Origin of the sequence: Calditerricola satsumensis (assembly GCF_014646935.1) — a bacterium.
GTDB lineage: Bacteria > Bacillota > Bacilli > Calditerricolales > Calditerricolaceae > Calditerricola > Calditerricola satsumensis.
Genome location: NZ_BMOF01000012.1, coordinates 1 through 26,365, shown reverse-complemented (window position 1 = coordinate 26,365; position 26,365 = coordinate 1). Strand labels below are relative to the sequence as shown.

The 26,365-nt window shown below is 64.7% G+C and carries 29 protein-coding genes; 24 read left to right on the top strand and 5 right to left on the bottom strand.

The genetic code is table 11. The annotated features are described in order from the left end of the window. Positions 1 to 48: 48 nt before the first annotated feature. On the top strand, positions 49 to 786 hold the full coding sequence (locus IEX61_RS04455; protein WP_054668950.1) for a DUF554 domain-containing protein: 738 nt from the start codon (positions 49 to 51) through the stop codon (positions 784 to 786). Positions 787 to 790: 4 nt separating this feature from the next. After that, a complete protein-coding gene (locus IEX61_RS04450) occupies positions 791 to 1,687 on the top strand; it encodes a diacylglycerol/lipid kinase family protein (protein WP_054668948.1) in 897 nt (298 codons plus the stop codon). Positions 1,688 to 1,741: 54 nt separating this feature from the next. Here the strand turns inward: IEX61_RS04450 and yyaC are convergent, their stop codons facing one another. Further along, positions 1,742 to 2,335 carry a spore protease YyaC gene (gene yyaC, locus IEX61_RS04445; protein ID WP_188816901.1) on the bottom strand — a complete coding sequence of 198 codons (594 nt, stop codon included), beginning with the start codon at positions 2,333 to 2,335 and terminating at the stop codon, positions 1,742 to 1,744. A gap of 107 nt (positions 2,336 to 2,442) precedes the next feature. Between yyaC and IEX61_RS04440 the strand changes: the two genes are divergently transcribed. The 12 genes from IEX61_RS04440 (at position 2,443) to IEX61_RS04385 (ending at position 13,443) form a co-directional block, all read left to right on the top strand. Beyond that, entirely contained in the window at positions 2,443 to 3,474 is a 1,032-nt protein-coding gene (locus tag IEX61_RS04440; RefSeq protein WP_054668946.1) for a YkvI family membrane protein, read from the top strand. Positions 3,475 to 3,520: 46 nt separating this feature from the next. Further along, positions 3,521 to 4,426 (top strand): mechanosensitive ion channel family protein, encoded by a 906-nt coding sequence (locus IEX61_RS04435; RefSeq protein ID WP_188816900.1) that lies wholly within the window; start codon positions 3,521 to 3,523, stop codon positions 4,424 to 4,426. A gap of 106 nt (positions 4,427 to 4,532) precedes the next feature. Next, the gene (locus IEX61_RS04430; protein WP_054668944.1) at positions 4,533 to 4,742 is read left to right on the top strand and encodes a DUF951 domain-containing protein; all 210 of its coding nucleotides are present in this window, start codon (positions 4,533 to 4,535) and stop codon (positions 4,740 to 4,742) included. A gap of 104 nt (positions 4,743 to 4,846) precedes the next feature. Next, positions 4,847 to 5,947 carry a redox-regulated ATPase YchF gene (gene ychF / locus IEX61_RS04425; RefSeq protein WP_188816899.1) on the top strand — a complete coding sequence of 367 codons (1,101 nt, stop codon included), beginning with the start codon at positions 4,847 to 4,849 and terminating at the stop codon, positions 5,945 to 5,947. A gap of 169 nt (positions 5,948 to 6,116) precedes the next feature. Then, on the top strand, positions 6,117 to 6,404 hold the full coding sequence (gene rpsF, locus IEX61_RS04420; RefSeq protein WP_054673034.1) for a 30S ribosomal protein S6: 288 nt from the start codon (positions 6,117 to 6,119) through the stop codon (positions 6,402 to 6,404). A 57-nt stretch (positions 6,405 to 6,461) separates the two neighbouring features. Continuing rightward, positions 6,462 to 6,911, top strand: a complete 450-nt coding sequence (gene ssb / locus IEX61_RS04415; protein WP_054673036.1) for a single-stranded DNA-binding protein — start codon at positions 6,462 to 6,464, stop codon at positions 6,909 to 6,911. Positions 6,912 to 6,941: 30 nt separating this feature from the next. Further along, entirely contained in the window at positions 6,942 to 7,169 is a 228-nt protein-coding gene (gene rpsR / locus IEX61_RS04410; protein WP_054673039.1) for a 30S ribosomal protein S18, read from the top strand. Between the two features lie 75 nt (positions 7,170 to 7,244). Next, complete coding sequence (locus tag IEX61_RS04405) at positions 7,245 to 8,171, top strand: YybS family protein (RefSeq protein WP_188816898.1); 927 nt, start codon at positions 7,245 to 7,247, stop codon at positions 8,169 to 8,171. Between the two features lie 12 nt (positions 8,172 to 8,183). Continuing rightward, entirely contained in the window at positions 8,184 to 10,154 is a 1,971-nt protein-coding gene (locus IEX61_RS04400; RefSeq protein ID WP_188816897.1) for a DHH family phosphoesterase, read from the top strand. Next, positions 10,151 to 10,594 carry a 50S ribosomal protein L9 gene (gene rplI, locus IEX61_RS04395; protein WP_054671231.1) on the top strand — a complete coding sequence of 148 codons (444 nt, stop codon included), beginning with the start codon at positions 10,151 to 10,153 and terminating at the stop codon, positions 10,592 to 10,594. Before IEX61_RS04400 ends, rplI begins: the two co-directional genes overlap by 4 nt. Positions 10,595 to 10,640: 46 nt before the next feature. After that, on the top strand, positions 10,641 to 11,993 hold the full coding sequence (dnaB, locus tag IEX61_RS04390) for a replicative DNA helicase (RefSeq protein WP_054671227.1): 1,353 nt from the start codon (positions 10,641 to 10,643) through the stop codon (positions 11,991 to 11,993). A gap of 163 nt (positions 11,994 to 12,156) precedes the next feature. After that, entirely contained in the window at positions 12,157 to 13,443 is a 1,287-nt protein-coding gene (locus tag IEX61_RS04385) for an adenylosuccinate synthase (RefSeq protein WP_054671223.1), read from the top strand. Between the two features lie 132 nt (positions 13,444 to 13,575). Here the strand turns inward: IEX61_RS04385 and IEX61_RS04380 are convergent, their stop codons facing one another. Beyond that, positions 13,576 to 13,947, bottom strand: a complete 372-nt coding sequence (locus IEX61_RS04380) for a hypothetical protein (RefSeq protein WP_188816896.1) — start codon at positions 13,945 to 13,947, stop codon at positions 13,576 to 13,578. 277 nt (positions 13,948 to 14,224) lie between these two features. Between IEX61_RS04380 and IEX61_RS04375 the strand changes: the two genes are divergently transcribed. The 6 genes from IEX61_RS04375 (at position 14,225) to IEX61_RS04350 (ending at position 21,197) form a co-directional block, all read left to right on the top strand. Further along, entirely contained in the window at positions 14,225 to 15,619 is a 1,395-nt protein-coding gene (locus IEX61_RS04375) for a peptidoglycan DD-metalloendopeptidase family protein (RefSeq protein WP_054669892.1), read from the top strand. Between the two features lie 96 nt (positions 15,620 to 15,715). After that, positions 15,716 to 16,420 carry a response regulator YycF gene (yycF, locus tag IEX61_RS04370; protein ID WP_188816895.1) on the top strand — a complete coding sequence of 235 codons (705 nt, stop codon included), beginning with the start codon at positions 15,716 to 15,718 and terminating at the stop codon, positions 16,418 to 16,420. A 2-nt stretch (positions 16,421 to 16,422) separates the two neighbouring features. Continuing rightward, complete coding sequence (locus tag IEX61_RS04365) at positions 16,423 to 18,249, top strand: ATP-binding protein (RefSeq protein ID WP_054669888.1); 1,827 nt, start codon at positions 16,423 to 16,425, stop codon at positions 18,247 to 18,249. Beyond that, positions 18,233 to 19,570, top strand: coding sequence for a YycH family regulatory protein (locus IEX61_RS04360; protein WP_188816894.1), 1,338 nt, complete (start codon positions 18,233 to 18,235; stop codon positions 19,568 to 19,570). Before IEX61_RS04365 ends, IEX61_RS04360 begins: the two co-directional genes overlap by 17 nt. Continuing rightward, the gene (yycI, locus tag IEX61_RS04355) at positions 19,557 to 20,342 is read left to right on the top strand and encodes a two-component system regulatory protein YycI (protein ID WP_188816893.1); all 786 of its coding nucleotides are present in this window, start codon (positions 19,557 to 19,559) and stop codon (positions 20,340 to 20,342) included. The genes IEX61_RS04360 and yycI overlap by 14 nt, the downstream gene beginning before the upstream one ends. 42 nt (positions 20,343 to 20,384) lie before the next feature. Beyond that, entirely contained in the window at positions 20,385 to 21,197 is an 813-nt protein-coding gene (locus IEX61_RS04350) for an MBL fold metallo-hydrolase (RefSeq protein ID WP_054669876.1), read from the top strand. Here the strand turns inward: IEX61_RS04350 and IEX61_RS04345 are convergent. Beyond that, on the bottom strand, positions 21,121 to 21,369 hold the full coding sequence (locus IEX61_RS04345; RefSeq protein ID WP_054669873.1) for a hypothetical protein: 249 nt from the start codon (positions 21,367 to 21,369) through the stop codon (positions 21,121 to 21,123). The genes IEX61_RS04350 and IEX61_RS04345 overlap by 77 nt on opposite strands. 39 nt (positions 21,370 to 21,408) lie before the next feature. Between IEX61_RS04345 and IEX61_RS04340 the strand changes: the two genes are divergently transcribed. Next, positions 21,409 to 22,725, top strand: a complete 1,317-nt coding sequence (locus IEX61_RS04340) for a S1C family serine protease (RefSeq protein ID WP_229725694.1) — start codon at positions 21,409 to 21,411, stop codon at positions 22,723 to 22,725. A 103-nt stretch (positions 22,726 to 22,828) separates the two neighbouring features. After that, on the top strand, positions 22,829 to 23,074 hold the full coding sequence (locus IEX61_RS04335) for a CxxH/CxxC protein (protein WP_054669869.1): 246 nt from the start codon (positions 22,829 to 22,831) through the stop codon (positions 23,072 to 23,074). 28 nt (positions 23,075 to 23,102) lie between these two features. Here IEX61_RS04335 and IEX61_RS12685 read toward each other — a convergent pair whose 3' ends face one another. Continuing rightward, complete coding sequence (locus IEX61_RS12685; protein ID WP_177325833.1) at positions 23,103 to 23,771, bottom strand: CAP domain-containing protein; 669 nt, start codon at positions 23,769 to 23,771, stop codon at positions 23,103 to 23,105. 137 nt (positions 23,772 to 23,908) lie between these two features. On the opposite strand from IEX61_RS12685, the gene rlmH reads away from it, so the two are divergent. After that, complete coding sequence (rlmH, locus tag IEX61_RS04325) at positions 23,909 to 24,388, top strand: 23S rRNA (pseudouridine(1915)-N(3))-methyltransferase RlmH (RefSeq protein ID WP_054669863.1); 480 nt, start codon at positions 23,909 to 23,911, stop codon at positions 24,386 to 24,388. Here rlmH and acpS read toward each other — a convergent pair. Beyond that, entirely contained in the window at positions 24,354 to 24,785 is a 432-nt protein-coding gene (gene acpS / locus IEX61_RS04320) for a holo-ACP synthase (protein WP_229725693.1), read from the bottom strand. The genes rlmH and acpS overlap by 35 nt on opposite strands. Before the next feature lie 99 nt (positions 24,786 to 24,884). Between acpS and IEX61_RS04315 the strand changes: the two genes are divergently transcribed. Further along, entirely contained in the window at positions 24,885 to 26,246 is a 1,362-nt protein-coding gene (locus IEX61_RS04315) for a glucose-6-phosphate isomerase (protein ID WP_188816891.1), read from the top strand. The last annotated feature ends 119 nt before the right edge of the window (positions 26,247 to 26,365 follow it).

Here is a 26,365-nt window from a genome sequence, read left to right as displayed (position 1 = left end):
GCATGAGGGAGGCAAAGGCCAACGGACGAACCGTCGGGGGAATGGAGCATGGTGCTATGGGGGACAGTGGTCAACGCCCTTGCCATCGTTGCCGGAGCCGTGGTGGGCGTTTGGCTTTCCGGGATGTCGGAGCGCCTTCGCCAAACGTTGCTGCAAGGATTGGGGTTGGCGGTTGTGGCGATCGGACTGAAAATGGCGCTGGAGATGGACGAGCCCCTCGTGACGGTGGCCAGTTTGGTCATCGGCGGGGCGATCGGCGAGGGCATGCGCCTGGAAGAACGGTTGCAGCAGGCGGGGGCTTGGTTGGAAGCACGGCTCGGGCGGGGACGAGGGAATGTGGCCACCGCCTTCGTGACCGCGTCGCTGGTCTACTGCATCGGTCCCATGGCCGTGCTGGGGGCGCTGGACAGCGGCTTGCGCGGGAATCATGCCGTGCTGTATCTCAAGGCGGCGCTCGATGGGATGGCGTCCGTCATGTTCAGCGCGACGATGGGCATTGGCGTCATCTTTTCAGCGGTGGCCGTGTTGGTCTACCAGGGGCTGATTGCGCTCGGCGCCCACAGCATCGCCGCCCATGTGCCGGATGCCCTGCTTCAGGCCATGATCAAGCAGCTGACGGCGGTGGGGGGCTTGTTGATCGCCGGGATCGGCATCAACCTGTTGGGCGTGCAGACGATTCGGGTGGGCAATTTTCTTCCGGCCCTTGCCATTGCTGTGCTGAGCGCGATCCTCCTGCCGATTGGGGAAGCGGGATTGCACATGATCCGTGAGGGATTGGGGTTTTGAAGCGGTGCGCGAACGACCTTGGGGCTTTGTGGTGAATCCGCTGGCAGGAAGCGGGCGCGGCTGGCAGGTTTGGCGCGCACTGGAGCAGCTGCTTGTGCGCGCGGATGTGCCGTATCGCGTGTGGGTGACGCAGCGGCCGGGCGAGGCCGTCCTCCTCGCACGGGAGGCGGTGCGCTGCGGGGTTCGGGCGGTGGTGGCCGTCGGCGGCGACGGCACGGTGCACGAAGTGGTCAACGGCATGTGGGAAACGGGCGTGCCGCTTGGCTGTTTGCCGGCCGGCTCGGGGAACGATTTTGTCCGCGCGCTCAAGATCCCCGATGAGCCCCGTGCGGCGTGGAGCCGGCTGAGCGCCTTTCGCGTCCGTCCCCTCGATCTCGTGCGCGTGAACGAGGAGATTGTGGTCAACGCGGCGGGCATTGGCCTCGACGGCACGGTAGCGGCTGCGGTCAACCGGTCGCGATACAAGCGGTGGCTCAACCGGATGCGCATGGGAAAAGCGGCGTATGTTGTCGGCCTGTTGCACGTGCTGGCGCGGTTTGAGCCCCTTTCGGTGACCCTCGAAGTGGACGGCCGTCTCTTGCGCTTTCCGCGCACGTGGCTGGTGGCCCTGTGCAACTTGCCCTTCTACGGAGGCGGCATGAACATCTGTCCCTTTGCGCAGGGCGACGACGGCCAGCTGGACGTCTGCGTGGTGAGCGGAATTGGCCCGGGACGCCTGCTCGCGCTGTTTCCGCACGTGTTTCGAGGGCGGCACGTCCGCGACGCGGCCATCACCCTGCTGCGGGGGAAGGAGATTCGCATCGCCGTGGAGCGGCCGCTTCTGGGCCATATGGATGGGGAGTTCACCGTGGCCGCCACCTGGATGGCCCAAGTGCTGCCTCGCGCCCTCATGGTGCTCTGACAGGCGCGGGATCTTGCAAGGATTTCCTGGAAACAAACAGAAAAGAGACTGCCGTTAGCGGAACACGGCAGTCTCTTTTGGTTTCCAGCGCCGGGCGGCGTGGAGGATGGCCTCCGCCATCACGTCGGCCATTTTCATCACCACCGACAGGCGCGTGTTTTGCAGAACGAAGTATTCCATAAACCCGCCGACGTTCACAATGCCGGTCATGTGGAGGGAACCGACGGCCGGAAGGTTTTTCTGCACGCCGGCGCCCGGTTTGACGGGCCCTTCGTCGAGGGTGATCGTGCCAATGTGCTGGAACTGGCCAAGGCAGGCATCGAGGGCCAGGATGTACGGATCGCGGTGGGTGCGGGAAATGCGGCCAATGGTGTCCACCAGGTTGACGGCGTGAACGGGCTGATCGAGCGTGCCGTAAACCGCGATGTGGCCCGGGAGATGGCCTTCCAGTTTGCTGCCAACCAGGGGGCCCAGGGCGTCGCCGGTCGACCGGTCGGTCCCGATGCACAGGATGACCAGTTCTTTTTGCTGGACATCCTGCATAAAGGTGTGAAGCAGGTGGTGGGCTAAACGTTCCACCGCCCGTTCGTCGAGGTAGTCCACTTTTACGGGAAAACGGCGCTCCAGCGCGTTGCGAAGGGTTTTCATGGCGTCCTCCGGAAAAAGGGGAGTATTCCCAGTATACGACGGGAACGGGCGCGTTATACCTGCCTGGACAACAGCGAGCAGGACCGGCTGTACGGGAGGGGTTGGGATTGTGGAAGCGCGGCGTGTCCATTGGCTGCACCATCGTCGGCACGACCATTGGCGCCGGATTTGCGTCAGGGCGCGAAATCTGGGAGTTCTTCGCTTCCTATGGACGCGCCGGAGCCGGAGGCATCCTCTTGGCTATGGCGCTTTTCGTTGCCGCCTGTGCCCTCCTGTTGCGGGTGGGGCAACAGGTGGGGGACGGGCGAGCCCGCTCGGTGTTGGCGGCGCTGATGGGGCGGCGGTGGGGGCGCCTCTATGACGGGCTGTTGTTGGCCCATTGGTTTTCCCTCAGCGCGGTCATGTTTGCCGGCAGCGGGGCCACCGTGGCACAGTGGGGCGGCGCGTACCGATGGGGGATCGTCGCCATTGCGGTGTTGGTGTGGGTGACGGTCAGTTGTGGCCTGAGCGGCCTCTTGACCGCCAACCTGTTGATTGCCCCGCTGCTCATCGGGGTGCTCGGCGCGGTGGTCGGCACCGCGCTGTGGAACGCCCCACCGCAACCGGCGGCGGCGTCGGCAGCCCCGTCCGTGTGGGGGTCGAGTGTGGTGTACGCCGCTTTCAATGTGGCCCCCTTGGTCGCGGTGCTCGCCCAGCTCGGCGCCTCCATCCGCTCGACGGGGGAGATCGTGGTGGCCGCCGGAACGAGCTATGTCGTGCTCGCCGGATTGGCCCTGCTGTACCACGCCGCGCTGCTCGCCTCGGGTCCGGAAGTGGAAGCGATGGAGATCCCCCTGTTCTGGCTGGCCCGCGATTTGCCTCCCCAAACGGCCCTGATCGTCACCGCGGTCTTGTGGCTGGCCCTCTTTTCCACGGCGATCAGCGGGGTGTATGGACTGACGAGGCGGATCGCCGAAAGCACGGGACGATCGCCGGCCGCGGTGGCCCTGGTCCTCACGGCGTCGGTGGCTCTGGTAAGCCAGTTCGGCTTTGCCTCCCTCGTGGGTGTGCTCTATCCGCTTTACGGGCTGTGCGATGTGGCGCTTCTTGCGCGGGTGTTGGCCTATCCGCTAGCATTAGAGACGAGGCGGCCGACTTAGACCGGCTGTGAAAGCGGCTTGCGCCAGCGGAAGGAGGGACAGCCACATGGATTGGGCGGTGGAGCAATGGACGCAATGGGATGCCTGGTATCAAAAGCTGTTTCGCTCCTTCTATGCCGTGGTGGCCAATCCCGACTTGTGGCTGCACATCCTCACCGTGGGGATCAAGATTGTGGCCATCCTCGTCGGCACCCATCTGGCCGTTCGCTTGGCCCGCACGGTGATCGAACGCCTCGTCGAACAGCGAGACAAGGGGCGCATCGCCTTAAACGAGCGGCGCGTTCGCACGATGACCTCGCTTGCGACCAACATCGTCACCTACACGCTGTATTTTCTGGCCCTGCTGCTCGTGCTCGGGCAATTGGGGTTTAATCTGGCTCCCATCCTCGCCGGTGCCGGCGTGGTCGGACTGGCTGTCGGCTTAGGCGCGCAAAACCTCGTGCGCGACGTCATCACCGGCTTTTTTATCATCTTTGAGGATCAGTTTGCCGTCGGCGACGTCATTCAGGTCGGCCAGTACAAGGGCACGGTGATCGAGATTGGGTTGCGCGTGACGAAGATCCGCAGCTGGACCGGCGAGGTGCACATCATTCCCAACGGGCGCATCACCGAGGTGACCAACTTCTCCGTGGCCAACGCCCTGGCTGTGGTTGACGTGGGCGTGGCGTACGACACCGACGTGGACAAGGCCATGCGCGTGCTGCGCGAGGAGATCCTCGAGGAGGTCCAGCGGGAACTCCCCGACCTTGTCGCCAAGCCGGAGGTGCTTGGCGTGGAGCAGTTTCGGGCCTCGGGGATGGTGTTGCGCGTGGTGGCCGAGTGCAAACCGAACACGCAGTTTGCCGTGGCCCGCACGCTGCGGCAGAGGATCAAGGAAGGCTTTGACCGGCACGGCATCGAAATTCCCTACCCGCAAATGGTCATGGTTCAGCCCACATCCCCGCAGGCGTGACACGCCCTTCCCCAATGGGGTATAATGTACCCCAACACCGGGCTGACGCGGAAAGCAGGCGATCCGGGAGGTGCGGGCCTTACTGAAACGGGAGAGGCCGATCGCCATGGAGCGCAAACGGTTTGGACTGGGCGACATCGTCGAAATGAAAAAGCCCCACCCGTGCGGGACAAACGAGTGGGAAGTGATCCGCATGGGCATGGACATCCGCATCAAGTGTCGGGGCTGCGGGCACAGCGTGCTCATGCCCCGCCTGAAGTTTGAGCGGAAACTGAAGCGCGTGCTCGTTTCCCAGAACACCCCCGATGTGACGTAAGCGGGGGTGTTCGCCGTGTTCGGACGGCGTGCGGGCACACCTTGCCCAGGCGGGTGTAGGCTTCTATACTGGTGCCGAGATCTTGCGGAAAAGGAGTGACGCCGATGGGTTTGCGCGCGGGGATCGTCGGCTTGCCCAACGTCGGCAAGTCGACGCTGTTTAACGCCATCACCCGGGCGGGAGCCGAAGCGGCCAACTACCCGTTCTGCACCATCGACCCGAACGTCGGCGTGGTGGACGTGCCCGACGAGCGGCTTCGGGTGCTCACGGAGATGTTCCGCCCGCAGCGCACGGTGCCGACCACCTTCGAGTTCGTTGACATCGCCGGGCTGGTCAAGGGGGCCAGCCAGGGCGAAGGGCTGGGCAACAAGTTTCTCGCCCACATTCGCGAGGTGGACGCCATCTGCCACGTCGTGCGCTGTTTCGATGACCCCAACATCACCCACGTCGCCGGCAGCGTCGACCCGCTGCGCGACATGGAGACAATCAACCTCGAGCTGATCCTGGCCGATCTGGAAACGGTGGACAAGCGCCTCGAGCGGGCCAAGCGCCAGCTGAAAACGGGAGAGAAAAAGGCGCAGGAGGTGTACGCGCTCCTCGAGCGGCTGCGGACGCACCTGGAAAGCGGTCAGCCGGCGAGGAGCCTCGCCCTTACCGACGAGGAGCGGCTAGAGCTGCGCGACCTGCACCTTTTGACGATGAAACCGGTCTTGTACGTGGCCAACGTGAGCGAAGCGGAAGCGGCGGGCGCCGCCGAAAACCCACACGTGGCCGAGGTGCGCCGGCGGGCGGCGGAGGAGGGGGCCGAGGTGATCGTCATCAGCGCCAAGGTGGAGGCGGAGATCGCCGAGCTCGACGGCGAGGACCGCGACCTGTTCCTCGCCGAGCTGGGCCTGGCCGAATCGGGCCTCGACCGCCTCATCCGCGCCGCGTATCGCCTCCTCGGCCTGATCACCTTCTTCACCGCCGGGGAAAAGGAGGTTCGGGCCTGGACCATTCGCGAGGGGACCAAGGCACCCCAGGCGGCCGGCGTCATTCACAGCGATTTCGAGCGCGGCTTCATCCGCGCCGAGGTGGTGGCCTACGACGACCTCGTTCGCGCCGGTTCGATGGCCCAGGCGCGGGAGCAGGGCCTCTTGCGCCTGGAGGGCAAAGACTACGTGATGCAGGACGGCGACGTGGTCTATTTCCGGTTTAACGTGTAGAACCGGTGTCGGTTGCCCCGTTTCACGGCGAACCGTCCAGCAGTTGCCGAGGGCGACAATCTTGTCTCGCCCTCCTTTTTCTGTTATACTGTCGTCGCGTGAGTGTGGAAGGCACTCCTTGCCCCTTTCGGCGAAAAGGGGCCGCTCAGTCCACAAGGAGGTGAACGGGATGCGGCAATATGAAGTGATGTACATCGTGCGCCCGGACCTCGACGAGGAACGGACAAAGGAGCTCGTTGAGAAGTTCCGCACGCTGGTGAACACAAACGGCGGGGAAGTGACCAGCGTGGAGCCGATGGGGAAGCGGCGTCTGGCGTACGAAATCGAGAAGTACCGGGAAGGCTACTATGTGGTGATGAAGTTCCAGGGCCGACCGGAAACGGTGAAAGAGCTCGATCGCGTGCTGAAGATCACCGACGGCATCCTGCGGCATCTGATCGTGCGCGAAGACGAGTGATCCGTCGGCTGGTGCGGGAAACCGGCAGAGAACCCTGGGGGACGGAGGGATCGGGGAATGCTGAACCGGGTCATTCTGATCGGGCGCCTGACGCACGACCCGGAGCTTCGGTACACGCCGAGCGGGGTGGCCGTCGCGTCGTTTTCGCTGGCGGTAAACCGGCCGTTCACCAACCAGCAGGGGGAGCGCGAGACCGATTTCATCGACATCGTCGTGTGGCGGCAGCTGGCCGAAACGTGCGCCCAATACTTGCGCAAAGGGCGGCTGGTGGCCGTGGAAGGGCGCCTGCAGATCCGCACGTTTGAAAACCAGGAAGGGCGCCGCGTCAAGGTGGCCGAGGTGGTGGCCGACAACGTGCGCTTCCTCGAATCGAGCGCGGCGGCACAGGGCAGTCGGACGGACGATCCCCTCGAGGCGCCGGAGCGGCGTCCGGCCCGGTTCGACGACGATCCCTTTGCCGGAGACAGCCAGCCGATCGACATTTCGGACGACGATTTGCCGTTCTGAGACCGTTGGCGTTTGAAAGGAGGGACGGACATGGCTCGCGGTCGTCGCCACAAGCGCAAAAAAGTGTGCTACTTTACGGTGAACAAGATCGAGAAAATCGATTACAAAGACGTCGATCTGCTGAAGAAGTTCATCAGCGAACGCGGCAAGATTTTGCCGCGCCGCGTCACGGGTACGTCGGCGAAATACCAGCGCATGTTGACGAAGGCGATCAAGCGCGCGCGTCAAATGGCGCTGTTGCCGTACACAGTGGACTGAACGGGCGGAAAAAGGGGCACAGCGGTGTCCCTTTTTCCCTATTTTTTTCGGGTTGTTGAGGTGACCAACGTGGGGATGTCGGTTCGTGGGGTCGTCGAGGGCGCGGTCGCCTTGGCGCTGTATGGGGTCATGCTGGCGCTGTCGGCGTATACGCCCCTCGGCCTGTTCTTGTCGCTCGTGCTCCCGCTGCCGTTCGCCGTGTATGCGGCGCGGCAGGGATGGCAGCCGTCGGCATGGGCGGCCGCTCTCGCGCTTGTGCTCACCGCGTTCCTGTTTGGCCTGCCTGCGGTGCCGGCCGCCGTTTTTGCCGGTGCGGTGGGGACGGCGCTGGGGGGCGCGCACCGCAAGCGCCGCCCGGCGGAACAGGCGGTGCTCCTCGCGTTTTTGGCGGCATTGGTCAGCATGCTCCTTTTGCTCGTCGCTTTGGCCGCCTTCTTCAACATCAACCTGGTGGAGCGGTTTGAAACGTTGATGCGCGAAAGCTTGCAGGCGGCGGAGCGCATGCTGGAGCGGGCGGGCATGGACGTCGAGCGTCAGGCCGCCATGTGGCACGAGTCGGGACGGTGGCTTCACCAGCTCATCCCGTCCATGCTCCTGATGAGCGCGGCGACGGTGGCGCTGGTCAATCAATGGGCCGCCGGTCACGTGTTGCGCCGGATGGGCGTTCCCGTGCGGCGGCTTCCGCCCCTGAAGGATTGGCGCCTCCCGCGTTCGCTCCTTTACTACTACCTGGCGTCGATCGTTTTGCTGTTCATCCCCGGCGTGCGCGACGTGACGTGGCTGGCCAACGTGGCGTGGAACGGGCAAGCGCTGCTGTCGGTGCTGTTCGTCCTGCAAGGGCTGTCGCTCGTCTTCTTCGTCGCCGACGCCCGGGGATGGAGCCCGTGGGTGGGTCGTGCGGTCGTCATCCTTTTGTTTCTTTTTCCGCACCTCTTTCTTATACTGAGTTTAGCGGGCATCGTGGATCTGGCGACCCGCGTGCGGGACGTGATCCGTCGCTAGGGGCTGAAAGGCATGCCGAAATTTTTGCTTGAGCGGTGGCACGGGATGCACATGCGCTTGGCGGTGCTCTTGTGCCTGGCGCTCTGCGTCATCCTCACCGTCTACAACTGGATGCTGGGTTTGGCCGGTTTGGCGGCCACGGTCGCGTTGGCGCTGTTTGTGTCGCGGGCCGAGCGCGCGTTCCGGGCCGATTTGAAAGCCTATCTGGAAACGATCCAGTACCGCGTGAAGAAAGCCGGTGACGACGTTCTCGCCACCCTGCCGATCGGCGTCGCGCTGTACAGCGACTCCCGCAAAGTGGAGTGGGCCAATCCGGCGTTTGGTCGCCTGGTGGAACGGGACCGGGTGATCGGCGAGGCGTTGGAGGAGCTGTTGCCGGTGGGGGATGGGGTGGATTGGACGCGGTCGGGGACCCACGAGCTCGCCTTCCACGACCGCGTCTACGAACTGACCGTCCACTCCGAGGAGCGTATGGTGCTCTTGGCCGATGTCACCGAGTTGTGCCGGTTGAAAAAGCGCTACCGCGACCAGCGGCCGGTCTTTGCCATCATCCATCTCGACAACCTTGACGAAGTGACCCAGGGCATGAGCGAGCAGCAGCGCGGCATGCTCTTGTCGACGGTGACGGCGGCCCTGACGGAATGGGCCGGCGCCCACGACCTCTACCTGCGTCGGTTCGCTTCGGACAAATTTTTCGCCGTGTTGAACGAAGCCATCCTGAGCAAGCTGGAACAGACCCGTTTCGACATCCTCGACATCGTGCGCGAGCTGCACGTGGGCAACAAGATTCCCATCACCTTGAGCATCGGCGTGGCGGCCGAAGAGGAGTCGCTGGCCAAGCTCGGGCAGCTGGCCCAGTCGACGCTGGACATCGTCCTCGGGCGCGGCGGCGACCAGGCGGCGGTGCGCCGCGGAGAGCGCATCGTCTTTTACGGCGGGAAAACCAATGCCGTGGAGAAGCGCACCCGCGTGCGGGCGCGGGTCATCTCCCACGCCCTGCGCGACCTGATCCTGGAAAGCGAGAACGTCCTCATCATGGGCCACCGCTGCGCGGACATGGACGCCGTTGGCGCGGCCATTGGCGTGCTCAAGATGGTGCAGGCGGCGGGGCGTGAGGGCTACATCGTCCTCGACGAGGTGAATCCGGCCATCGAGCGGCTGATGGACGAGGTGGCGAAACACGAAGCGCTGCACCGCTCTTTTGTTTCCCCGGACGAGGCCCTTGACCTTGCCGCATCGTGGTCCCTCTTGGTCGTCGTCGATACCCATCGCCCGTCGATGGTCATGGCGCCGGAGCTCCTTGAGGCGGTGAGCCGCGTGGTGGTGATCGATCACCACCGTCGGGGGGAAGAGTTTGTCGATCATCCCGTGCTGATCTATATGGAGCCGTACGCCTCGTCGACCTGCGAACTGGTGACGGAGCTCCTGCAGTACCAGAGCGAGAAATTGACCATGGACCGCCTCGAGGCGTCGGCCCTCTTGGCGGGGATCGTCGTCGACACGCGCAGCTTTTCCATGCGCACCGGGGCGCGCACCTTTGAAGCGGCGTCGTTCCTTCGCCGCCATGGCGCCGATCCGGCCTTTGTCCAGCACCTGTTAAAAGAGGATCCGGAGCTGTACCACAAGCGGGTGGAGATCATCAAGAATGCGCAGATCTTGCCCGGCAACATCGCCCTCTGCACCTGCCGGACGAACGACCGCTACGCCCAGCTCGTCATGTCGCAAGCCGCCGATGAGCTCCTCAGTCTCCGCGGCGTGCAGGCTTCCTTTGTCGTCAACGACAAGGGCGACGGCACGGTGCACATCAGCGCCCGTTCCCTGGGCGACATCAACGTGCAGGTGATCATGGAAAAGCTGGGCGGGGGCGGCCACCTGACGAGCGCCGCCGCGCAGCTGAAAAACACGACCCTGGACGAAGCCGTCGAGCGCCTGAAACAGGCCATTCGCGAAACGGTGGCCGAAGAAGGGGGGAACGGATCGTGAAGGTGATCTTTCTGAAGGACGTCAAGGGACAAGGCAAGAAGGGGGAAGTGAAGAACGTCTCCGACGGATATGCCCGCAACTACCTCATTCCGCGGGGGCTGGCCGTTGAGGCCACCGAGGGCAACCTCAAAACGCTGGAGGCGCAAAAGCGCAGCGAAGCGAAGCGCAAGGCCCAGGAGCTGGCCGAAGCCAAGGCGCTCGCGGAAAAGCTGGAAAAGACAACCGTGACCATCGCCGCAAAGGCGGGCGAAGGCGGGCGGCTGTTTGGCGCCGTGACGAGCAAGCAGATTGCCGAAGCCTTGGCCAAACAGAATCTGGCGGTGGACAAGAAGAAGATCCTGCTGGACGAGCCGATCCGCGCCCTCGGCACGTGGCGGGTGCCGGTGAAGCTGCATCCGGACGTCACGGTTCACCTCGCAGTCACCGTCGTGGAGGAATGAAGGGCGCGACGAAGCCAAAGGCGGCCTCAAGCGAGGCGAGAATGCGATGAGCGAACTGTTTCTCGATCGCATGCCCCCCCACAACATCGAGGCGGAACAGGCGGTGTTGGGGGCTGTTTTTTTGGAAAAAGAGGCGCTGATCACGGCGATGGAGATCGTCCGGCCGGAGGATTTCTACCGCCCGGCCCACCAGCGCATCTTTCAATGCATGATCGACCTGTTGGAGCGCGGGGAGCCCATCGATTTGGTCACGGTGACGGCCGAGTTGCAAAGCCGCAAATGGCTCGAGGAGGTCGGCGGGGTGTCGTACCTGACCGACCTGGCCAACGCCGTGCCCACCGCGGCCAACGTGGAATATTACGCGCGCATCGTCGAGGAGAAGGCCCTGCTCCGGCGGCTCATCCGCGTGGCCACGCAGATCGCCAGCACGGGCTACGGCGAGACGGAGGACGTCGGCGAGATCCTCTCCCAGGCCGAGCGGAACATCCTCGAGATTTCCCAGCGCCGCAGCCGCGGGCATTTCGTCTCGATTAAGGATGTGCTCCTGGAGACGTACGAAAAGATCGAGTTTCTCGCCACGCACCGCGGCGAAGTGACCGGCGTCGCGACGGGGTATCCCGACCTCGACCGCATGACGTCGGGGTTTCAGCCGTCGGACCTGATCATCGTCGCCGCCCGTCCCAGCGTGGGGAAGACGGCCTTCGCGCTAAACATTGCCCAGAACGTCGGCATCCGCGGCGAGACGGTGGCCATCTTCAGCCTGGAGATGTCGGCCCAGCAGCTCGTCACGCGGATGCTGTGCGCCGAGGGCAACCTCGAGGCCCACAAGCTGCGCACGGGGTACCTGGAAGAGGACGACTGGGAACGGCTGACGATGGCGATCAGCACGCTGGCCAAGGCGCCCATTTTCATTGATGACACGCCGAACATCACGGTGACGGAGATCCGCTCCAAGCTGCGCCGGCTTAAGGCGGAGCGGGGCCTCAGCCTGGTGGTGATCGACTACCTCCAGCTGATCCAGGGGCACTGCCGGTACGCCGAAAACCGCCAGCAGGAGATCTCCGAGATCTCCCGCTCCCTCAAGGGCATCGCCCGCGAGCTGCACGTGCCGGTGATCGCCCTGTCGCAGCTCAGCCGCGCCGTGGAGCAGCGCCAAGACAAACGGCCGATCCTGTCGGACATCCGCGAGAGCGGGTCGATCGAGCAGGACGCCGACATCGTCGCCTTCCTGTACCGCGACGACTACTACGACCCGGAGACGGACCGCAAGAACATCGTCGAGGTGATCATCGCCAAGCAGCGCAACGGCCCGACGGGGAAGGTGGAATTGGTCTTCTTGAAGGAGTACAACAAATTTGTCAGCCTCGATCGCCGACACGCGGTGGACGAGGCGTCGTGAAAACGAACATTTCTTCCTTTTGTCTAGCTATTGTTCGTTTTTCTTTGTTGACAGGACCCTGCGCCCTTGCTACACTGTACGTGCGCAAAGCGCACATCATGCGGATTCCGCCGGCAACAGGCCCGCGGAACCGTATGCGAGATTGGCAGCGGAGGTGGCGCGTGTGTCCACGGTGGTCGTCGTCGGCACGATGTGGGGGGACGAAGGGAAGGGCAAGGTGACCGATTACCTCGCCCAGCGGGCGGAAGTGGTGGCCCGCTACCAAGGCGGCAACAACGCCGGGCACACCATTTCCTTCGGCGGGAAGAAATACAAGCTCCACCTCATTCCCTCGGGCATCTTCTACCCGGAAAAGGTGTGCGTCATCGGCAACGGCATGGTGATCGACCCCAAGGCCTTTGCCGAGGAGCTGGCGTACCTGCGGGAAAACGGCATCCCGGTGAACAACCTGTACGTGAGCGACCGTGCCCACGTCATCATGCCGTACCACATCAAGCTGGACATTGTGGAAGAGGAACGCAAAGGGGCGAACCGGATCGGCACGACGCGCAAGGGCATCGGCCCGGCGTACATGGACAAGGCGGCGCGCGTAGGCATTCGCGTGGCCGATCTGCTCGACGAGGACGTCTTCCGCGAAAAGCTGGCCCGCAACCTGGCCGAAAAGAACCGGCTGCTGGAGAAGGTGTACGAGACGGAAGGGTTCGACCTCGACGCGGTGTACGAGGAGTATCGCCAGTACGCGGAGATCCTTCGTCCCTTCGTCACGGACACCTCCGTCGTGTTGAACGAGGCCATCGACCAGGGGCGGCGCGTGCTGTTTGAAGGGGCCCAGGGCGTGATGCTCGACATCGACCAGGGGACGTACCCCTACGTCACCTCGTCCAACCCCATCGCCGGCGGCGTGTGCATCGGCGCCGGGGTGGGGCCGACGAAGATCCACCACGTCGTCGGCGTGGCCAAGGCCTACACGACGCGGGTGGGCGACGGCCCGTTCCCGACGGAGATCCACGGCGACATCGCCGATTACATCCGCGAGCGGGGCAACGAGTACGGCACGACGACCGGCCGCCCGCGCCGCATCGGGTGGTTCGACAGCGTCGTCGTCCGCCACGCCCGGCGGGTGAGCGGCATCACCGACCTGTCCGTCAACTGCCTCGACGTGCTGTCGGGCCTGCCCACGGTGAAGATCTGCGTCGCCTACAAGCACAACGGGCAGATCCTCGAGCACTTCCCGGCCAATTTGCGCGTGCTGGCCGAGTGCGAGCCGGTGTATGAGGAGCTGCCCGGGTGGACGGAGGACATCACCGGCGTGCGTTCGCTGAACGAACTGCCGGTCAACGCCCGCCACTACCTCGAGCGCATCGCCCAGCTGACGGGCATCCCGCTGTCCCTCTTTTCCGTGGGGCCCAGCCGCGACCAGACCAACGAGGTGCGCGGGGTGTGGGCGTAGGGCCTGTTGCCGTTTTGGGCATTCGGCTTGCGGAAAAGCCGGAGCACATGCGCTCCGGCTTTTTTTGTGGCGTTCCGTCGGCTTTCCGTTCTCGCGCGTCTGCGCGGCCGTGTTCAAGGGGCCGACGGCGCGTCACAGCCTACCGCCCGCTTCGCGCACGATCCGCTCGGCTTCCGCGGCCCGCTCGGCGGGCACGACGGCGGTGAGGACGATGTCGCGGCCCAGCTCGAAGGGATTGCCGTCGGCCATGCCGCTGGCCGATGCGTCGGCGGCCAGCAGAACGGCGGCGTCGGGGTTGGGATCAGCCGCCCCCAAGGTGAGGTTGGCCAGGCTTTGGATGCGCCCGGTCAGCGGGTTGGTTAGCCGGTCCGCCGCGCCTTCTTCGGGGTACAGGTGCACCCGTTCGATGTCCACGGCTTCGATGCCGAGATCGCGCAGCCGCCGCGCGGCCGTACGCGCGTCGTCTTCCGTGCGAAAGGCGGCCAGGATCGTCCGTTCCCCCACGGTTGGCACCTCCTTTTTGCGAATGCCTGCTGCATCGGTAGTGTTCGCAACGTTGTCGAAAACAATCCCAAAATCTGACCTTGCTCGTCGGAAATCGGTTGTGGTACAGTGGAAACTGTGCCAGGGCTTGTCCATTTTTAGCAGACGGGCGGGAAAAAGGGAGAAACCCGGCGACGGGTGCGGCGGCTTTTCATCCAGAATATTCCGTATTGCGGCGCGTGCCGAAATGCGGAGGGGGTTGGGGAGAAGGGCAAATCGGTGAAATGAGGAGGTTGCAATGAAGGGAAACTCGGCAATCACCGCGGGCATCGTGGCCCTTTCGATCCTGATTGGCAGCACGGCGTTTGCGGTTCAGCAGTACCAGGCCCATGCGCGGACGGTGTACGATGTCTACTGGAACGGCGCATACGTGGGCACGGTGAGCGATCCGGGAATCGTGCATGCGTGGTTGGACAAGCAAAAACGGCAGTACGCCGGCCAACATGACGGACTTCGCCTCCACGTGGACGCGTCCCTGCGCGTTGCCGAGCGGCGGGCGTACAATGGCGTTTTCGACAACGCCGGCACGTTGCGCGCCCTCGCCCAGCGCGTCCGGGTGAAGGCGGAGGCCGTCCGGGTGGTCATCGACGGCAAAACGGTGGCGTACGCGCCGGATGCGCAGACGGTTGCGCGGGTCCTTGACGCCATCAAAGCGGCCCATGCGCGGGAGCTTGCGCCTGCCAAGCGCGCGGTGACCATCGCCTCGCGCGGAGAGGAGGCACCGGCTCGCACCGTCCGGCAGGTGACGTTTGTCGAGCGCATCGACGTGGAGCCGGCAAGGGTGGACCCGCGCGAGGTGCTGACGGAAACGGAGCTGCGGCAGCTGCTGGAGACGGGCACGCCCGAACCGAAGCGGCATGTGGTGCAGCCGGGCGACTGCCTGTCCTGCATCGCTGCCCGCTACAACCTGACGACGGACGAGCTCAAGCGGCTCAATCCCGGCCTGACGGAGGAGACCCTGCTGCAAATCGGGCAGCCGATCAACGTGACGGTGCACCGGCCGAAGGTGACGGTGAAAACGGTAGAAGAGGTGACCGTGGTCGAGAACGTGCCGTTTGCGGTCGAGGTGCGTCAGGATCCCCGTCTCCCGCGGGGCGAACAGCGGGTCATCCAGGAAGGGAAGAAGGGGCAGAAACGCGTCACCTATCGGCTGGTCAAGGAAAACGGGGCCTTGGTGGCCAAGGCAATGCTGTCGCAGGCGGTGCTCGCCGAACCGGTGGCGAAGGTGGTCCTGCGGGGAACGAAGGCGATCGCGTCCACCGGAACGGGCAATCTGGCGTGGCCGACGCGCGGGGGACGCATCACGAGCGGCTTCCACTACCGGTGGGGGAAGATGCACACCGGCCTCGACATCGCCGGCGCGCGAAACCGCGACATCTTGGCGGCCGACAACGGCCGGGTGGTGTTTGCCGGCTGGAACGGCGACTACGGGTACACGGTGATTCTGGACCACGGCAACGGGCTGCGCACGTTGTATGCCCACATGGACCGGATCCAAACGCGTGTGGGCGCCGTGGTGGAAAAGGGGCAAGTGATCGGCGTGATGGGCGACACCGGCCATTCGACGGGCGTGCATCTGCACTTTGAAGTGATCCGCAACGGGGTCAAGGTGAACCCCCTGCGCTACCTGTAATCGGCGCACGGCGCCCCCGATGTGGGGCGCTTTTGTTTTCCAGCGCCCGCCCCCTCGGTCCATGGTAGAATGCAGGTAGAACGAGGGGGGAAGCGCATGCGCGGGCGCATTCTGGTGGTGGACGACGAGCGGCCCATCGCAGAAATCCTCAAATTCAGCCTCGAAAAGGAAGGCTATGACGTCCTCCTGGCTTTCGACGGCGAGGAAGCGGTGGAAAAGGCGCGCCGCGACAAGCCCGATCTCATCTTGCTCGACATCATGCTGCCCAAACAGGACGGGTTTTCCGTTTGCCGCGCCATCCGCCAGGAATCGGACGTCCCGATCATCATGATCACCGCGCGGGATTCGGAACTCGACATCGTATTGGGGTTGGAGCTCGGCGCCGATGACTACGTCACCAAGCCGTTCGGCATGCGGGAACTGATCGCCCGTGTCAAGGCCAACCTGCGGCGTCTGCAGCGCGGGGCGAGGGACGAGAAGGCGGTTTGGGTGATCGGGGACCTGATGATCGACCCCGGGGCCTACCGGGTGACGAAGCGGGGACAGCTCATCCATCTTACGCAGCGCGAGTTTGAATTGTTGGCCTATTTGGCCAAGCATCGGGGCAAGGTGCTGACCCGCGAACACCTGCTGGAAGCGGTTTGGGGATACGACTTCTACGGCGATGCCCGCACCGTTGACGTGACCGTGCGCCGCCTGCGGGAGAAGATCGAGGATTGCCCCAGCCAGCCGGCGTACCTCCTCACGCGCCGCGGCGTCGGTTACCTGCTCACCGCTCCCGGCGACGGAGGCGCGGGGTGACCATGAGGCGGCTGCTACGCTCGATCCGTGCCAAAGTGGTGCTCCTCTACATCCTCATGCTGCTCTTGGTGCTGCAGTTTGCCGGGGCCTATTCCGTTCGCGCCATTGAACAATACTACCTGGAGAACTTCCGCACCACGGTGCGCGCGCAAACCGATTTGCTGGCGGCCAATGTGGAGCCCTATCTGGCGACCCACGCCGGAAAAGGGGCGCCGGCGAACCTCGGCGCCGATCCGCAGGTGCTCCTCAACCGCTTCGTGACCGTTAGCGGCAGCGAGGTGCAGGTGATCGATCAAAACGGGACCATTTTGGCCGCTTCCTTTGACGCCGGAAACGCGGTCGGCCAGAAGAACGGCTATCTCGAGGTGTACCATGCCCTCCTCGGCACGCCGAAGGAGACGGTGCGCGTCGATCCCGGGACAGGCGACCGCGTGCAAGTGGTGGCGGTACCCGTCAAACGGGGGGATACCGTGCTGGGCGCCGTCATGGTCAAGGCGTCGCTGGAGCCGACGTATGATGTGCTTCGCCGAATCAACCGCATCCTGGCCACGGCCGGCGCGTTGGCCGTGGTTCTGGCCGCGGTGTTGGGGGTGGTGCTGTCGCGCACCATCACGCGCCCCATCCAGGAGATCATGCGGCAGACCAACGCCATGGCCAAGGGCGACTTCTCCCGCCGCGTGCGCATCTACAGCGATGACGAGATCGGCCGGCTGGGCCAGGCCTTCAACCACTTGACGGCGCGCCTGCAGAAGGCGCTGGCGGACCATGAGGAAGAGCGGGACAAGCTCGCCTCCGTGCTGGCCAGCATGCAGGACGGGGTGGTGGCGGCCGACTCCCGCGGTCGCGTCATCCTCGTCAACCGGCGCGCCGCGCACATGCTTGGCCAGCCCGAGGACGCGCTGCTCGGCATGCCGCTGGTCGACTGCTTGCCGTTTCCCGAGGGCCGCGCCCAAGACGAAGAGCTGGGTGGCGGCCGGTCGTGGGTCGTGGAACAAGGAGACGGGTCCCGGCGCCCGCGGTTTCTGCGGATCACGATCATGCCCATCCGGCGCGGCACGGTGCAGCGCGGGGTGATCGCCGTGCTGTCCGACGTCACGGAGCAGGAAACGCTCGAGCGGGAACGGCGCGAATTTGTGGCCAACGTGTCCCACGAATTGCGCACGCCGCTGACCACCCTCAAAAGCTACCTCGAGGTGCTCCAAGACGGCGTCATGAGCGATCCCGAGCTGGGGCCGCGCTTTTTGCGCGTGGCGCAAAACGAGACGGAGCGCATGATCCGCCTCGTCCACGATCTGTTGCAGCTCTCCAGGATCGATTCCAACCAGTGGCGCGTAGAGAAGGCTCCCACGTCATTGGCGCACCTGTTGCGCCAGGTGAAAGAACGCTTTCAGTTCCAGGCCGACGAGCGGAACATCGCCCTGTCCCTCTCCCTGGTTGAGCCGCTGCCGCCCATTGCCCTGGATCGGGACAAGATGCTGCAGGTGTTTGACAACTTGCTGTCCAACGCCCTCAAGTATACCGGACCGGGCGGCAAGGTGTCCATCGCCGCGCGCATGGACGGGCCGTGGGTAACGGTCACCGTGGCCGATACGGGGATCGGCATCCCCGCCGAAGACCTGCCGCGAGTCTTTGACCGCTTTTATCGCGTCGACAAGGCGCGATCCCGCGAGCTGGGCGGCACGGGACTGGGGCTGTCCATTGCCCGCGAAATCGTCCGCGCCCATGGCGGCGAGATTGCCCTCGACAGCGAGGTGGGCAAGGGCACGACGGTAACGGTGCGCCTGCCCCTTGACGAGGAGGCGCGAGCGGCCGATGCGGGAACGGCTTAAGACGGCCGTGCTGGCCGTCCTCGTGGCGCTAAGCGTGGCCCTGTCCGGGTTGTTGTGGAACGCGCCCCCGCCTTCGCTGCCCATTGAGCGGGAAACGTACGCCTCATTCGCGTCCATCGGCGAGGCACGGGAGCTCTTCGACGTCGTCACGCCGGTCGAAGTGGTGTTTCACCATGGTGACGGCACGCACACCGTCGCGTACCCGGGGACGCCGGTGCACGGGGTCATCGCCGCGCGCCTGCGCGAATGGTCCTTCCAGCCCTTGGCACGGGAGCATTATACCCGATCCGTGTGGGAAGCGTATGCGCGGCGCGGAAGGGGGATTGAGCTGGTCTTTGGGAGCGAGATTCCCGTTGCCCTTCTCGAGCAGATCGTGGCCGACACGGGGGAGCTTGCGCGGATCCTCCCCACGGTGCGGCGGATCGCGGTCTATCGCGACGGGGAGGGGGTGCCGCGCGCCTACCTGGTGTCGGAAGCGCTCGGCAAGGCGGTGGCGGCCCGGCCGACCCTGACCACCCAGCAGCTGGACACCTACCTGAAGATGGGGCGCATCCTCCTGCGTGTCGAAACGGTGCCGATCGCGTCGGTGCCGGGGCGCGACGAGCTGGCCCGCGTGCTGTACGTTCCGGCCGGTCCCCAGCGCGTGCGGCAGCTCCGCTACGAGTACCGCGCGATTCCCGATTTCGCCTTTGTGCAGTCGCTGTTTGTCAACCCGAAGCTGATCCGTTCCGGGCGCGAGGCGGACGGCCGGATGGTCTACACCGATGGTCATCGGACGGTGCAAACGGCGGGGAAAGACCATCTCCTCGCCTATTACGACGGGACCGTCAACCCGACGGCGATCCGACCCTCCGACGGTCTGTCCATGGCCGTGCAGTTCGTCAACCGCCATGGCGGCTGGACCGGATCCTTCGTTCTGGTTCGGCTGACGCGAGGGGAGGACGGGCGCCAGCAGGTGCGCTTCCGCGAATACCTGAATGGGTATCCGTTGGTGGGGCCGGAGGGGCGCGACGTGGGGCGCATGGAGCTGGAGGTGTGGGGCAGCGGTGTCCGCACGTACACCCGTTCAACGGTGCGCCTGGAACGCTACGTGGGGCACGAGACGCTGACGCTGCCCGATGCGGCCGATGTCCTGCGGCAGCTTGGAGCGTGGAACATCCCGGTCCGGGACATCGAACGGTTGAGCCTGGCCTACCTCTGCCGCTATCGCGACCCCTTTGTCGACCTGACGCCGGTGTGGCTGGTGGAGCGAACGACCGGCGAGATGCTGCTCGTGGGTCGAGAGACGGAAACGAGGCGGGTGCACCATGGATTGGAGTAGGGCGAAAACGCTGCTCATCGTCGCCTTTTTCCTGCTCGACCTTTTCCTCGGCTACGAGGTGTATCATGTGCGCGTCCTGGGGGAACCGTTCGCATCGCGCGCCGATGCGGCGGAAGAGGCCACGCGCAACCTGCTGGCGCAGTGGAAGGTTCGCGTCGAGGCGCCGCTTCCCGAGACGGTGCCCAACGTCGCCGTGTTGTACGTCCGCTCGCCGTATGACCTGGGGGTGGTTCGCGCCAGCGGCAAACGGGTGTGGGAGCACCAGGGCTTGCTGTTGGCCGTGTGGAAGCGCGCGCTGCGCGTCTCGAACCCGCATCCCGACGCGGTCGCCGAACGCCTGGCCGACGAGGTGTTCCGCTTTCCGGAATACCGGTACGACCCGGTGCAATCGCAAGGCGACAAGCACGTGTTCGTGCAGACGGTCAACCATTTGCCGCTGTTTGACGTCACCGTGGAGGTGAACGTGGCAAACGGCTATCTGCGCAGCTATGTGCAGCGGTATGCCGAAGTGCGGCAAATGGGGCTCGCGTATCCGGCGGTTCCGCCGCAGGCCGCGCTCTTTACCCTCGTCCGGAACGGGTTGCTCCCCCCGGGCGCCGTCGTCCGGCGCGTCGAGCTCGGGTACACCGGCTATCCGACCGGGCTAGAGGAGCAGGCCCTCCTGCCCGTGTGGCGCATCGTGGCTTCCGGCCGCGTTTATTACGTCAACGCCATCACCGGCGGCGTGGAGCGCCCGTCGTCTCTTGAACGGGCGTCCTTGCTCTTGAAATAATGGAGGAAGAGACAATGGGACAAGGGACGGGAGGAGGCGGGGATGCGTTATTCCATCTTGGCCAGCGGCAGCACGGGCAACGCGCTGGTTGTGGGAACCTCACGGGCTCATCTGCTCGTTGATGCGGGGCTCAGCGGGAAGCAAATCGAGGCGGCGCTTCAAGAGGTGCGCATCTCTCCGGCGTCGCTGGATGCCATTCTCATCACGCACGAGCATGCCGATCACGTCAAGGGGGTTGGCGTACTGGCCCGGCGGTACAACCTGCCGGTCTATGCCAATGCGGCCACGTGGGAGGCCCTCGGGGATGCGCTGGGACCGCTTCGACCCGAACAGCGCCGCGTCTTTGAGACGGGCGAGGTGCTCCAGTTTGGGGATCTGTTCGTCGAGTCGTATGGCGTGTCGCACGACGCGGCGGAACCCGTCGGCTTTTGCTTTTATCACGGGGAGCAAAAGCTGAGCCTGACCACGGATTTGGGCTATGTCTCAAGCCGCATCAAAGAAAAAGTGGCCGGCTCCGACGTGTACATCTTCGAAGCCAACCACGACGTGGAGATGTTGCGCATGGGGCCCTATCCGTGGAGCGTGAAGCGGCGCATTTTGAGCGACGTTGGCCACCTGTCCAACGACGACTGCGGAGAGGCCCTGGCGGAGATCATCGGCGGCGAGCGCCCCAAGGTGTACTTGGCCCACTTGAGCCGCGACAACAACCTGATGGAGCTGGCCCGCTTGACGGTGCAGGCCATTTTGGAGGAGAACGGGCTGCGCGTCGGTGAGGACCTCACGTTGCACGATACGTATTTTGATCGTCCCACGCGCCTGGATGATCTGGGCGAAGCGCCGGCAGCTCGGCCATAAGCTCCTGCTCCAGTTGTTGGCACGTTTGGTGCAGTTCGCCCTCGCGCAGAATCCCCTTTTCGGTGAGCAGCGCGATGAGCGCCGTCACGAGCAGGGTTTGCTGGTAAAGGTCCTCTTTCAGGTCGGCCAGACGGGCCAGGACATGGACATCGTGCAGCGTCACGTTGCGCATGGAGAGACCTCCTCGGGACCAAAACGGAATGGTACAATGATGCTGGAACGGATACACTCCCAGCATTGCCGCGAGGAGGATCGCGCATACCTCGTCAGGCGCGTCCATGCGCGGACGCGCTTGTCGGGGCGCTGTGTGGAGGTGATGGCGATGGGCTTTTACGACGACGGGTTTTCCACCCCGCCGCGTCGTCGGGGTGTTTCGCTGTGGCTTTCGTTGTTGTCGGGCATCGCCGGAGGATTGGTGGTGTTTTTCGGACTCGTGGCGGCGGGGTGGGGACCGCTCCAGCCCGCTCCCATCGGCGACACCTCGCCCGCCCCTTCTGGTCCGTCTGAACATCGCACGATCAACGTGGACGTCAACACGGCCATCGCCGACGCCGTGGCCAAGGTGGAGAAGGCGGTTGTCGGGGTGGTCACCGTTCAGGAGAATTTTTGGTTGGCGCAAAGCGTCGATCGGGAAGTGGGATCGGGCTTTGTCTTTGAACGGGTAAGCGGACGCGCGCGCATCGCCACGAACTACCACGTGGTGGAGACCGCCGCCAACGGGGAAGGCCGTCTGGAGGTGGTCTTGCCGAACGGTGCGCGGGTGCGGGACGTCAAGCTGCTCGGCGTCGATCCGTTTATGGATCTGGCGGTGTTGGAAATCCCGGACGACGGGGTCGAGGCCGTGGCCCAATTTGGCAACTCCGACGACCTGCGCGTCGGCGAGCCGGCCATTGCCATCGGCAATCCCTTGGGGCTGGCGTTTGCCCGCTCGGTGACCGCGGGCATCATCAGCTCGACCCACCGCACGGTTCCGCGGGATGTCAACGGCGACAACCAGGTCGACTGGGAGCTGGACGTGATCCAAACCGACGCGGCCATCAACCAGGGGAACAGCGGGGGGCCGCTCGTCAACATAAGCGGCCAGGTGATCGGCATCAACAGCGCGAAGATCTCGGCTCCCGGCGTCGAGGGCCTGGGCTTTTCCATCCCCATCAACGACGCCGAGCCGGTGCTGCACGACCTCGTGCGGCACGGCAAACCCCAGCGCGCGTATCTCGGCGTGCAGATCCGCGACGTGGCGTCGGTCCCGTCGGAGTACTGGCACGACGATCCGCTGTACTTGCCGCCGGACGTGGAGTACGGCGTCATCATCCTCGATCTTCCGCCGATGGGCCCGGCCGCGCGCGCGGGGCTCAAGCAGTATGATGTCATTGTGAAGCTGGACGACCAGAAGATCGAGAATGCGGCGCAACTGCGCAAATACCTGTACAAGCACAAGCGCCCGGGGGACACGGTCCGGGTGACCGTGTACCGCGGCGGATTGGAAAAGACCGTGGAGGTTAAACTGATGCGTGACCCGCAGTCCTAAGCGGGCGCTCGGCTAGCCGGCGAACCGGCTGCAAGGGTCAGGGGGTTCCCCTGGCCTTTTCTTTCCCCTGCAGGCGGTTGCGGGAAGGAGGGAACGGGAGGCGATGGAAACGGTTCGGGTGTGGATCCTTTGCTGTCCGGAACACGTGGAGCAGGCCCTCGACGACGCCGTTGACCATCAGCAGGTGGCGCCCCATATCGACGACGTGCACCATGTGGCGCAGGTGCGCGGGATGCCGGAGATCGTCAAGCGCGCCTGTCGCTATTGCGGCCGCGTGGCCACCTATGTGGTGTGGGCGCCGCCGACGGGTGAAGACGCCAAACCGGGAGAAGAAACGGAAAAGCGGTGAGCAGGGGGATTCTGCTCACCGCGGGGTGTTACCGTACGGGCACGTAGACGGTTTGTCCAACGTAAATCAGATTGGGGTTTTGGAGTTGCGGGTTGGCGGCGATCAGCTTGGCGAGCGGAATGCGGTACGCAAGGGCGATGCGGTACAGCGTGTCGCCCCGTTTGACGGTGTACGGCACGACCGCCGGTTTCCCGCTTAGGGGCGCGAGCTTCTGGACGACGTGGGACGAGCCGTATTGCCCGGCCTTGCCGTCCCCGGTAAACAGCTGCACCCAGATCCCGTTATAGTGGGCCACCCCGATGCGGTCGTACGCCGGATGGAGGATGTTTTGCCGATGGCCGGCACTTCCCATCCAACCGGCCATCACCGATTGGGCGTCCGGATATCCTTTGGCGATGTTTTCGCCCGCGTACGCGTACGAGACGCCGAACCGCTTCAGCATGTCAAACGGGGAGCCGTACGTCGGGGAATAATGGGAGAAGTAATGATTGCGGTACATGTCCTGGGCTTTGATCCGGGCGATCCTGCTGAGCTGCGCGTCGTGGGCGAGCGGAGGAAGCCCCACCTTGGCCCGTTCCGCGTTGACCAAATTGACGACCTCTTGCTCCGGCGTGGCCGCGGCCGCCGCGAGCGGCAGGGCGAAGAGGGCGACGATGCCCAACAGGACGAAGGAAATCCGTCGCATTCGAAAACGCATTTTTTCCCCTCCTAGGATGTGATTCCCACATTTTTAAGTAAAACACATACAGATTTCAATCACGTAATCTGCTTGTAAAAATTCTTCGAAGGTTTTTTTGTGAATCCTCCCTGCGCAGAGGAAGGGGATTGGCGCCCATGCGGATCACCGTGGTCAGCGTCGGGAAAGTGAAGGAGGCGTTTCTGAAGGAAGGGGTGGACGAATACGCCAAGCGCCTCCGGCCGTACGCCTCGCTCCGCCTGATCGAAGTGCCCGACGAGCCGGTGCCGGACCGCCTGTCGGTGCGCGAAGCGGAGCAAATCAAAGAAAAAGAAGGGCGCCGCTTGCTTGAGCGCCTGCGTCCCGATGATTATGTCATTGCCCTCGCGCTGGACGGGGCGATGTGGTCGTCGGAAGAGCTGGCCGCCGAGTTGGCCCGCCTTGCCACGTACGGGAAAAGCCAGGTCGCCTTTGTCATCGGCGGCACGCTGGGCCTGTCGCCGTCGGTGCTGAAGCGGGCCGATGCGCGCCTCTCCCTGTCGCGGATGACGTTTCCGCATCAACTCGTGCGCCTGATCCTTCTCGAACAGCTGTACCGCGCGTTCAAGATCCAGCGCGGGGAACCGTATCACCGGTAAGCACCACGAAGGCCACCGCCACGTCGCGGGTGTGGGACAGGCTGACGTGCCACTGGCGAAGGCCAAGCGTTTTCGCCCGCCGCCGGGCCTCGCCGTGAAGCTGCAGCACCGGCTCGCCGGAGGGGCCACGCAGCGTCTCGATGTCAAGGGGACGGATGCCGCCGGCAAATCCGGTGCCCAGGGCTTTGGCGGCGGCCTCCTTCGCGGCGAAGCGGCCGGCCAGCACCTCGGCCTGGCGATGCGGCGGAAGGCCGTCCAGAAGGGCGCGCTCGGCCGGGGTAAACACGCGCGCTACGAACCGCTCGTCGGCGGCGAGCGCTTGCATGCGGGCGATGTCAACGATGTCGACGCCGATGCGCACGGCGAGCACCTCGCTTGCGGGGAATGTGGCGGTCAACCTGGCTTGAGCATACCACATCCCCGCCGTTTCTTGCGTGGAAAGGACCTTCCGTGTCATCCTGAAGAAGGTGCAGTTTCCGTCAGGGGAGGTTCAAGCATGGGCGTGTCCATCACCTTTGATCCGCGCCACGTGCGGCCGTTTGTGTCCGAGCGGGAGCTGGCGTGCCTGGAGCCGTATGTGCAGCTGGCCCACGACCAGCTCCATCGGAAGACGGGGCCGGGGGCCGACTTTTTGGGGTGGGTCGACTGGCCCGTTGCGTACGACCGCGACGAGTTTGCCCGCATCCAGGAGACGGCGGCGCGCATTCGCGACGAGGCCGACGCCTTTGTGGTGATCGGCATCGGCGGGTCGTACTTGGGGGCGCGGGCGGCCATCGAGATGTTGACCCCTCCGTTTTACAACCAGCTGCCGCGCGACAAGCGGGGCGGTCCGGAGATCTATTTCGCCGGCCACCACCTGTCCGGCGCATACCTGGCGCACCTGCTGGATCAGCTGGAGGGCAAGACGGTCTACGTCAACGTCGTCTCCAAGTCCGGCACGACGACGGAGCCGGCCGTCGCCTTCCGCATCATCCGCGACTGGCTCTACCGCACGGCGGGCCCGGAGGTGGCGCGGCGGCGCATCGTGGCCACGACGGACAGGGCGCGGGGGGCCCTGCGCCGGCTGGCAACGGAGGAGGGGTACGAAACCTTCGTCATCCCCGACGACATCGGCGGCCGCTACTCGGTGCTGACGGCGGTGGGGCTCCTGCCGATCGCCGTGGCCGGCATCGACATCGCGGCGATGATGGAGGGGGCCCAGGCGGCCCGCGAGGCCTACGCCACACCGCGCCTGGCCGACAATCCGGCCTACCAGTACGCCGCGTACCGCACGGCGCTGTACCGCAAAGGGTACACCGTCGAGCTGTTCGTCGGCTACGAGCCGTCGCTGGCCACCTTTGCCGAGTGGTGGAAGCAGCTCTTTGGGGAAAGCGAAGGGAAGGACCACAAGGGGATCTTCCCGGCGTCGGTGCAGTTTACCACCGATCTCCACGCCATGGGGCAATACATCCAGGAGGGCCGGCGCAACCTGTTCGAGACGGTCGTCTTCGTTGAGCGCCCGGCCCGCGACGTGACCATCCCCGACGACGGCACCGACGGCGGCGGGTTGGCCTTCCTCGCCGGCGCGCGCGTGCATGACGTGAACCGGCGCGCCTTTGAGGGCACCGTGCTGGCCCATGTCGACGGCGGCGTGCCGAACCTCGTGCTGCGCGTGCCGGAGCTTTCACCGCGCGCGTTCGGCGAGCTCGTCTACTTCTTCGAGAAGGCCTGCGGCGCAAGCGGCTACCTGCTCGGCGTCAACCCCTTTGACCAGCCCGGCGTGGAAGCGTACAAACAGAACATGTTCGCCCTGCTCGGCAAACCCGGGTTTGAAGCCCGGCGCGAGGCGCTGCTGAAGCGTTTGCAGGCGAAGGCCTGAGCCCGGTGGGCGGCGCAGGGGATGGAAAATTGAAGGCTCTGTGACAAATTGCCCAACGTCACGTGTCAACTCACATAAAAACCTAACCGAAGTGAAGCCGGTCACTCACGAGAAAATCT

Bases quoted from the DNA above. Each gene is read 5' to 3' on its own strand.
- IEX61_RS04430 (WP_054668944.1), top strand. From the start codon at position 4,533: ATGGAGCGCAAACGGTTTGGACTGGGCGACATCGTCGAAATGAAAAAG.
- rpsR (WP_054673039.1), top strand. From the start codon at position 6,942: ATGGCTCGCGGTCGTCGCCACAAGCGCAAAAAAGTGTGCTACTTTACG.
- IEX61_RS04340 (WP_229725694.1), top strand. From the start codon at position 21,409: ATGCTGGAACGGATACACTCCCAGCATTGCCGCGAGGAGGATCGCGCA.
- IEX61_RS04345 (WP_054669873.1), bottom strand. From the start codon at position 21,369: ATGCGCAACGTGACGCTGCACGATGTCCATGTCCTGGCCCGTCTGGCC.
- IEX61_RS04400 (WP_188816897.1), top strand. From the start codon at position 8,184: ATGCCGAAATTTTTGCTTGAGCGGTGGCACGGGATGCACATGCGCTTG.
- IEX61_RS04375 (WP_054669892.1), top strand. From the start codon at position 14,225: ATGAAGGGAAACTCGGCAATCACCGCGGGCATCGTGGCCCTTTCGATC.
- yyaC (WP_188816901.1), bottom strand. From the start codon at position 2,335: ATGAAAACCCTTCGCAACGCGCTGGAGCGCCGTTTTCCCGTAAAAGTG.
- IEX61_RS04405 (WP_188816898.1), top strand. From the start codon at position 7,245: ATGTCGGTTCGTGGGGTCGTCGAGGGCGCGGTCGCCTTGGCGCTGTAT.
- IEX61_RS04360 (WP_188816894.1), top strand. From the start codon at position 18,233: ATGCGGGAACGGCTTAAGACGGCCGTGCTGGCCGTCCTCGTGGCGCTA.
- IEX61_RS04365 (WP_054669888.1), top strand. From the start codon at position 16,423: ATGAGGCGGCTGCTACGCTCGATCCGTGCCAAAGTGGTGCTCCTCTAC.
- IEX61_RS04435 (WP_188816900.1), top strand. From the start codon at position 3,521: ATGGATTGGGCGGTGGAGCAATGGACGCAATGGGATGCCTGGTATCAA.
- IEX61_RS04315 (WP_188816891.1), top strand. From the start codon at position 24,885: ATGGGCGTGTCCATCACCTTTGATCCGCGCCACGTGCGGCCGTTTGTG.
- IEX61_RS04455 (WP_054668950.1), top strand. From the start codon at position 49: ATGGTGCTATGGGGGACAGTGGTCAACGCCCTTGCCATCGTTGCCGGA.
- yycI (WP_188816893.1), top strand. From the start codon at position 19,557: ATGGATTGGAGTAGGGCGAAAACGCTGCTCATCGTCGCCTTTTTCCTG.
- IEX61_RS12685 (WP_177325833.1), bottom strand. From the start codon at position 23,771: ATGCGTTTTCGAATGCGACGGATTTCCTTCGTCCTGTTGGGCATCGTC.
- rpsF (WP_054673034.1), top strand. From the start codon at position 6,117: ATGCGGCAATATGAAGTGATGTACATCGTGCGCCCGGACCTCGACGAG.
- yycF (WP_188816895.1), top strand. From the start codon at position 15,716: ATGCGCGGGCGCATTCTGGTGGTGGACGACGAGCGGCCCATCGCAGAA.
- ychF (WP_188816899.1), top strand. From the start codon at position 4,847: ATGGGTTTGCGCGCGGGGATCGTCGGCTTGCCCAACGTCGGCAAGTCG.
- rlmH (WP_054669863.1), top strand. From the start codon at position 23,909: ATGCGGATCACCGTGGTCAGCGTCGGGAAAGTGAAGGAGGCGTTTCTG.
- ssb (WP_054673036.1), top strand. From the start codon at position 6,462: ATGCTGAACCGGGTCATTCTGATCGGGCGCCTGACGCACGACCCGGAG.
- IEX61_RS04335 (WP_054669869.1), top strand. From the start codon at position 22,829: ATGGAAACGGTTCGGGTGTGGATCCTTTGCTGTCCGGAACACGTGGAG.
- dnaB (WP_054671227.1), top strand. From the start codon at position 10,641: ATGAGCGAACTGTTTCTCGATCGCATGCCCCCCCACAACATCGAGGCG.
- IEX61_RS04350 (WP_054669876.1), top strand. From the start codon at position 20,385: ATGCGTTATTCCATCTTGGCCAGCGGCAGCACGGGCAACGCGCTGGTT.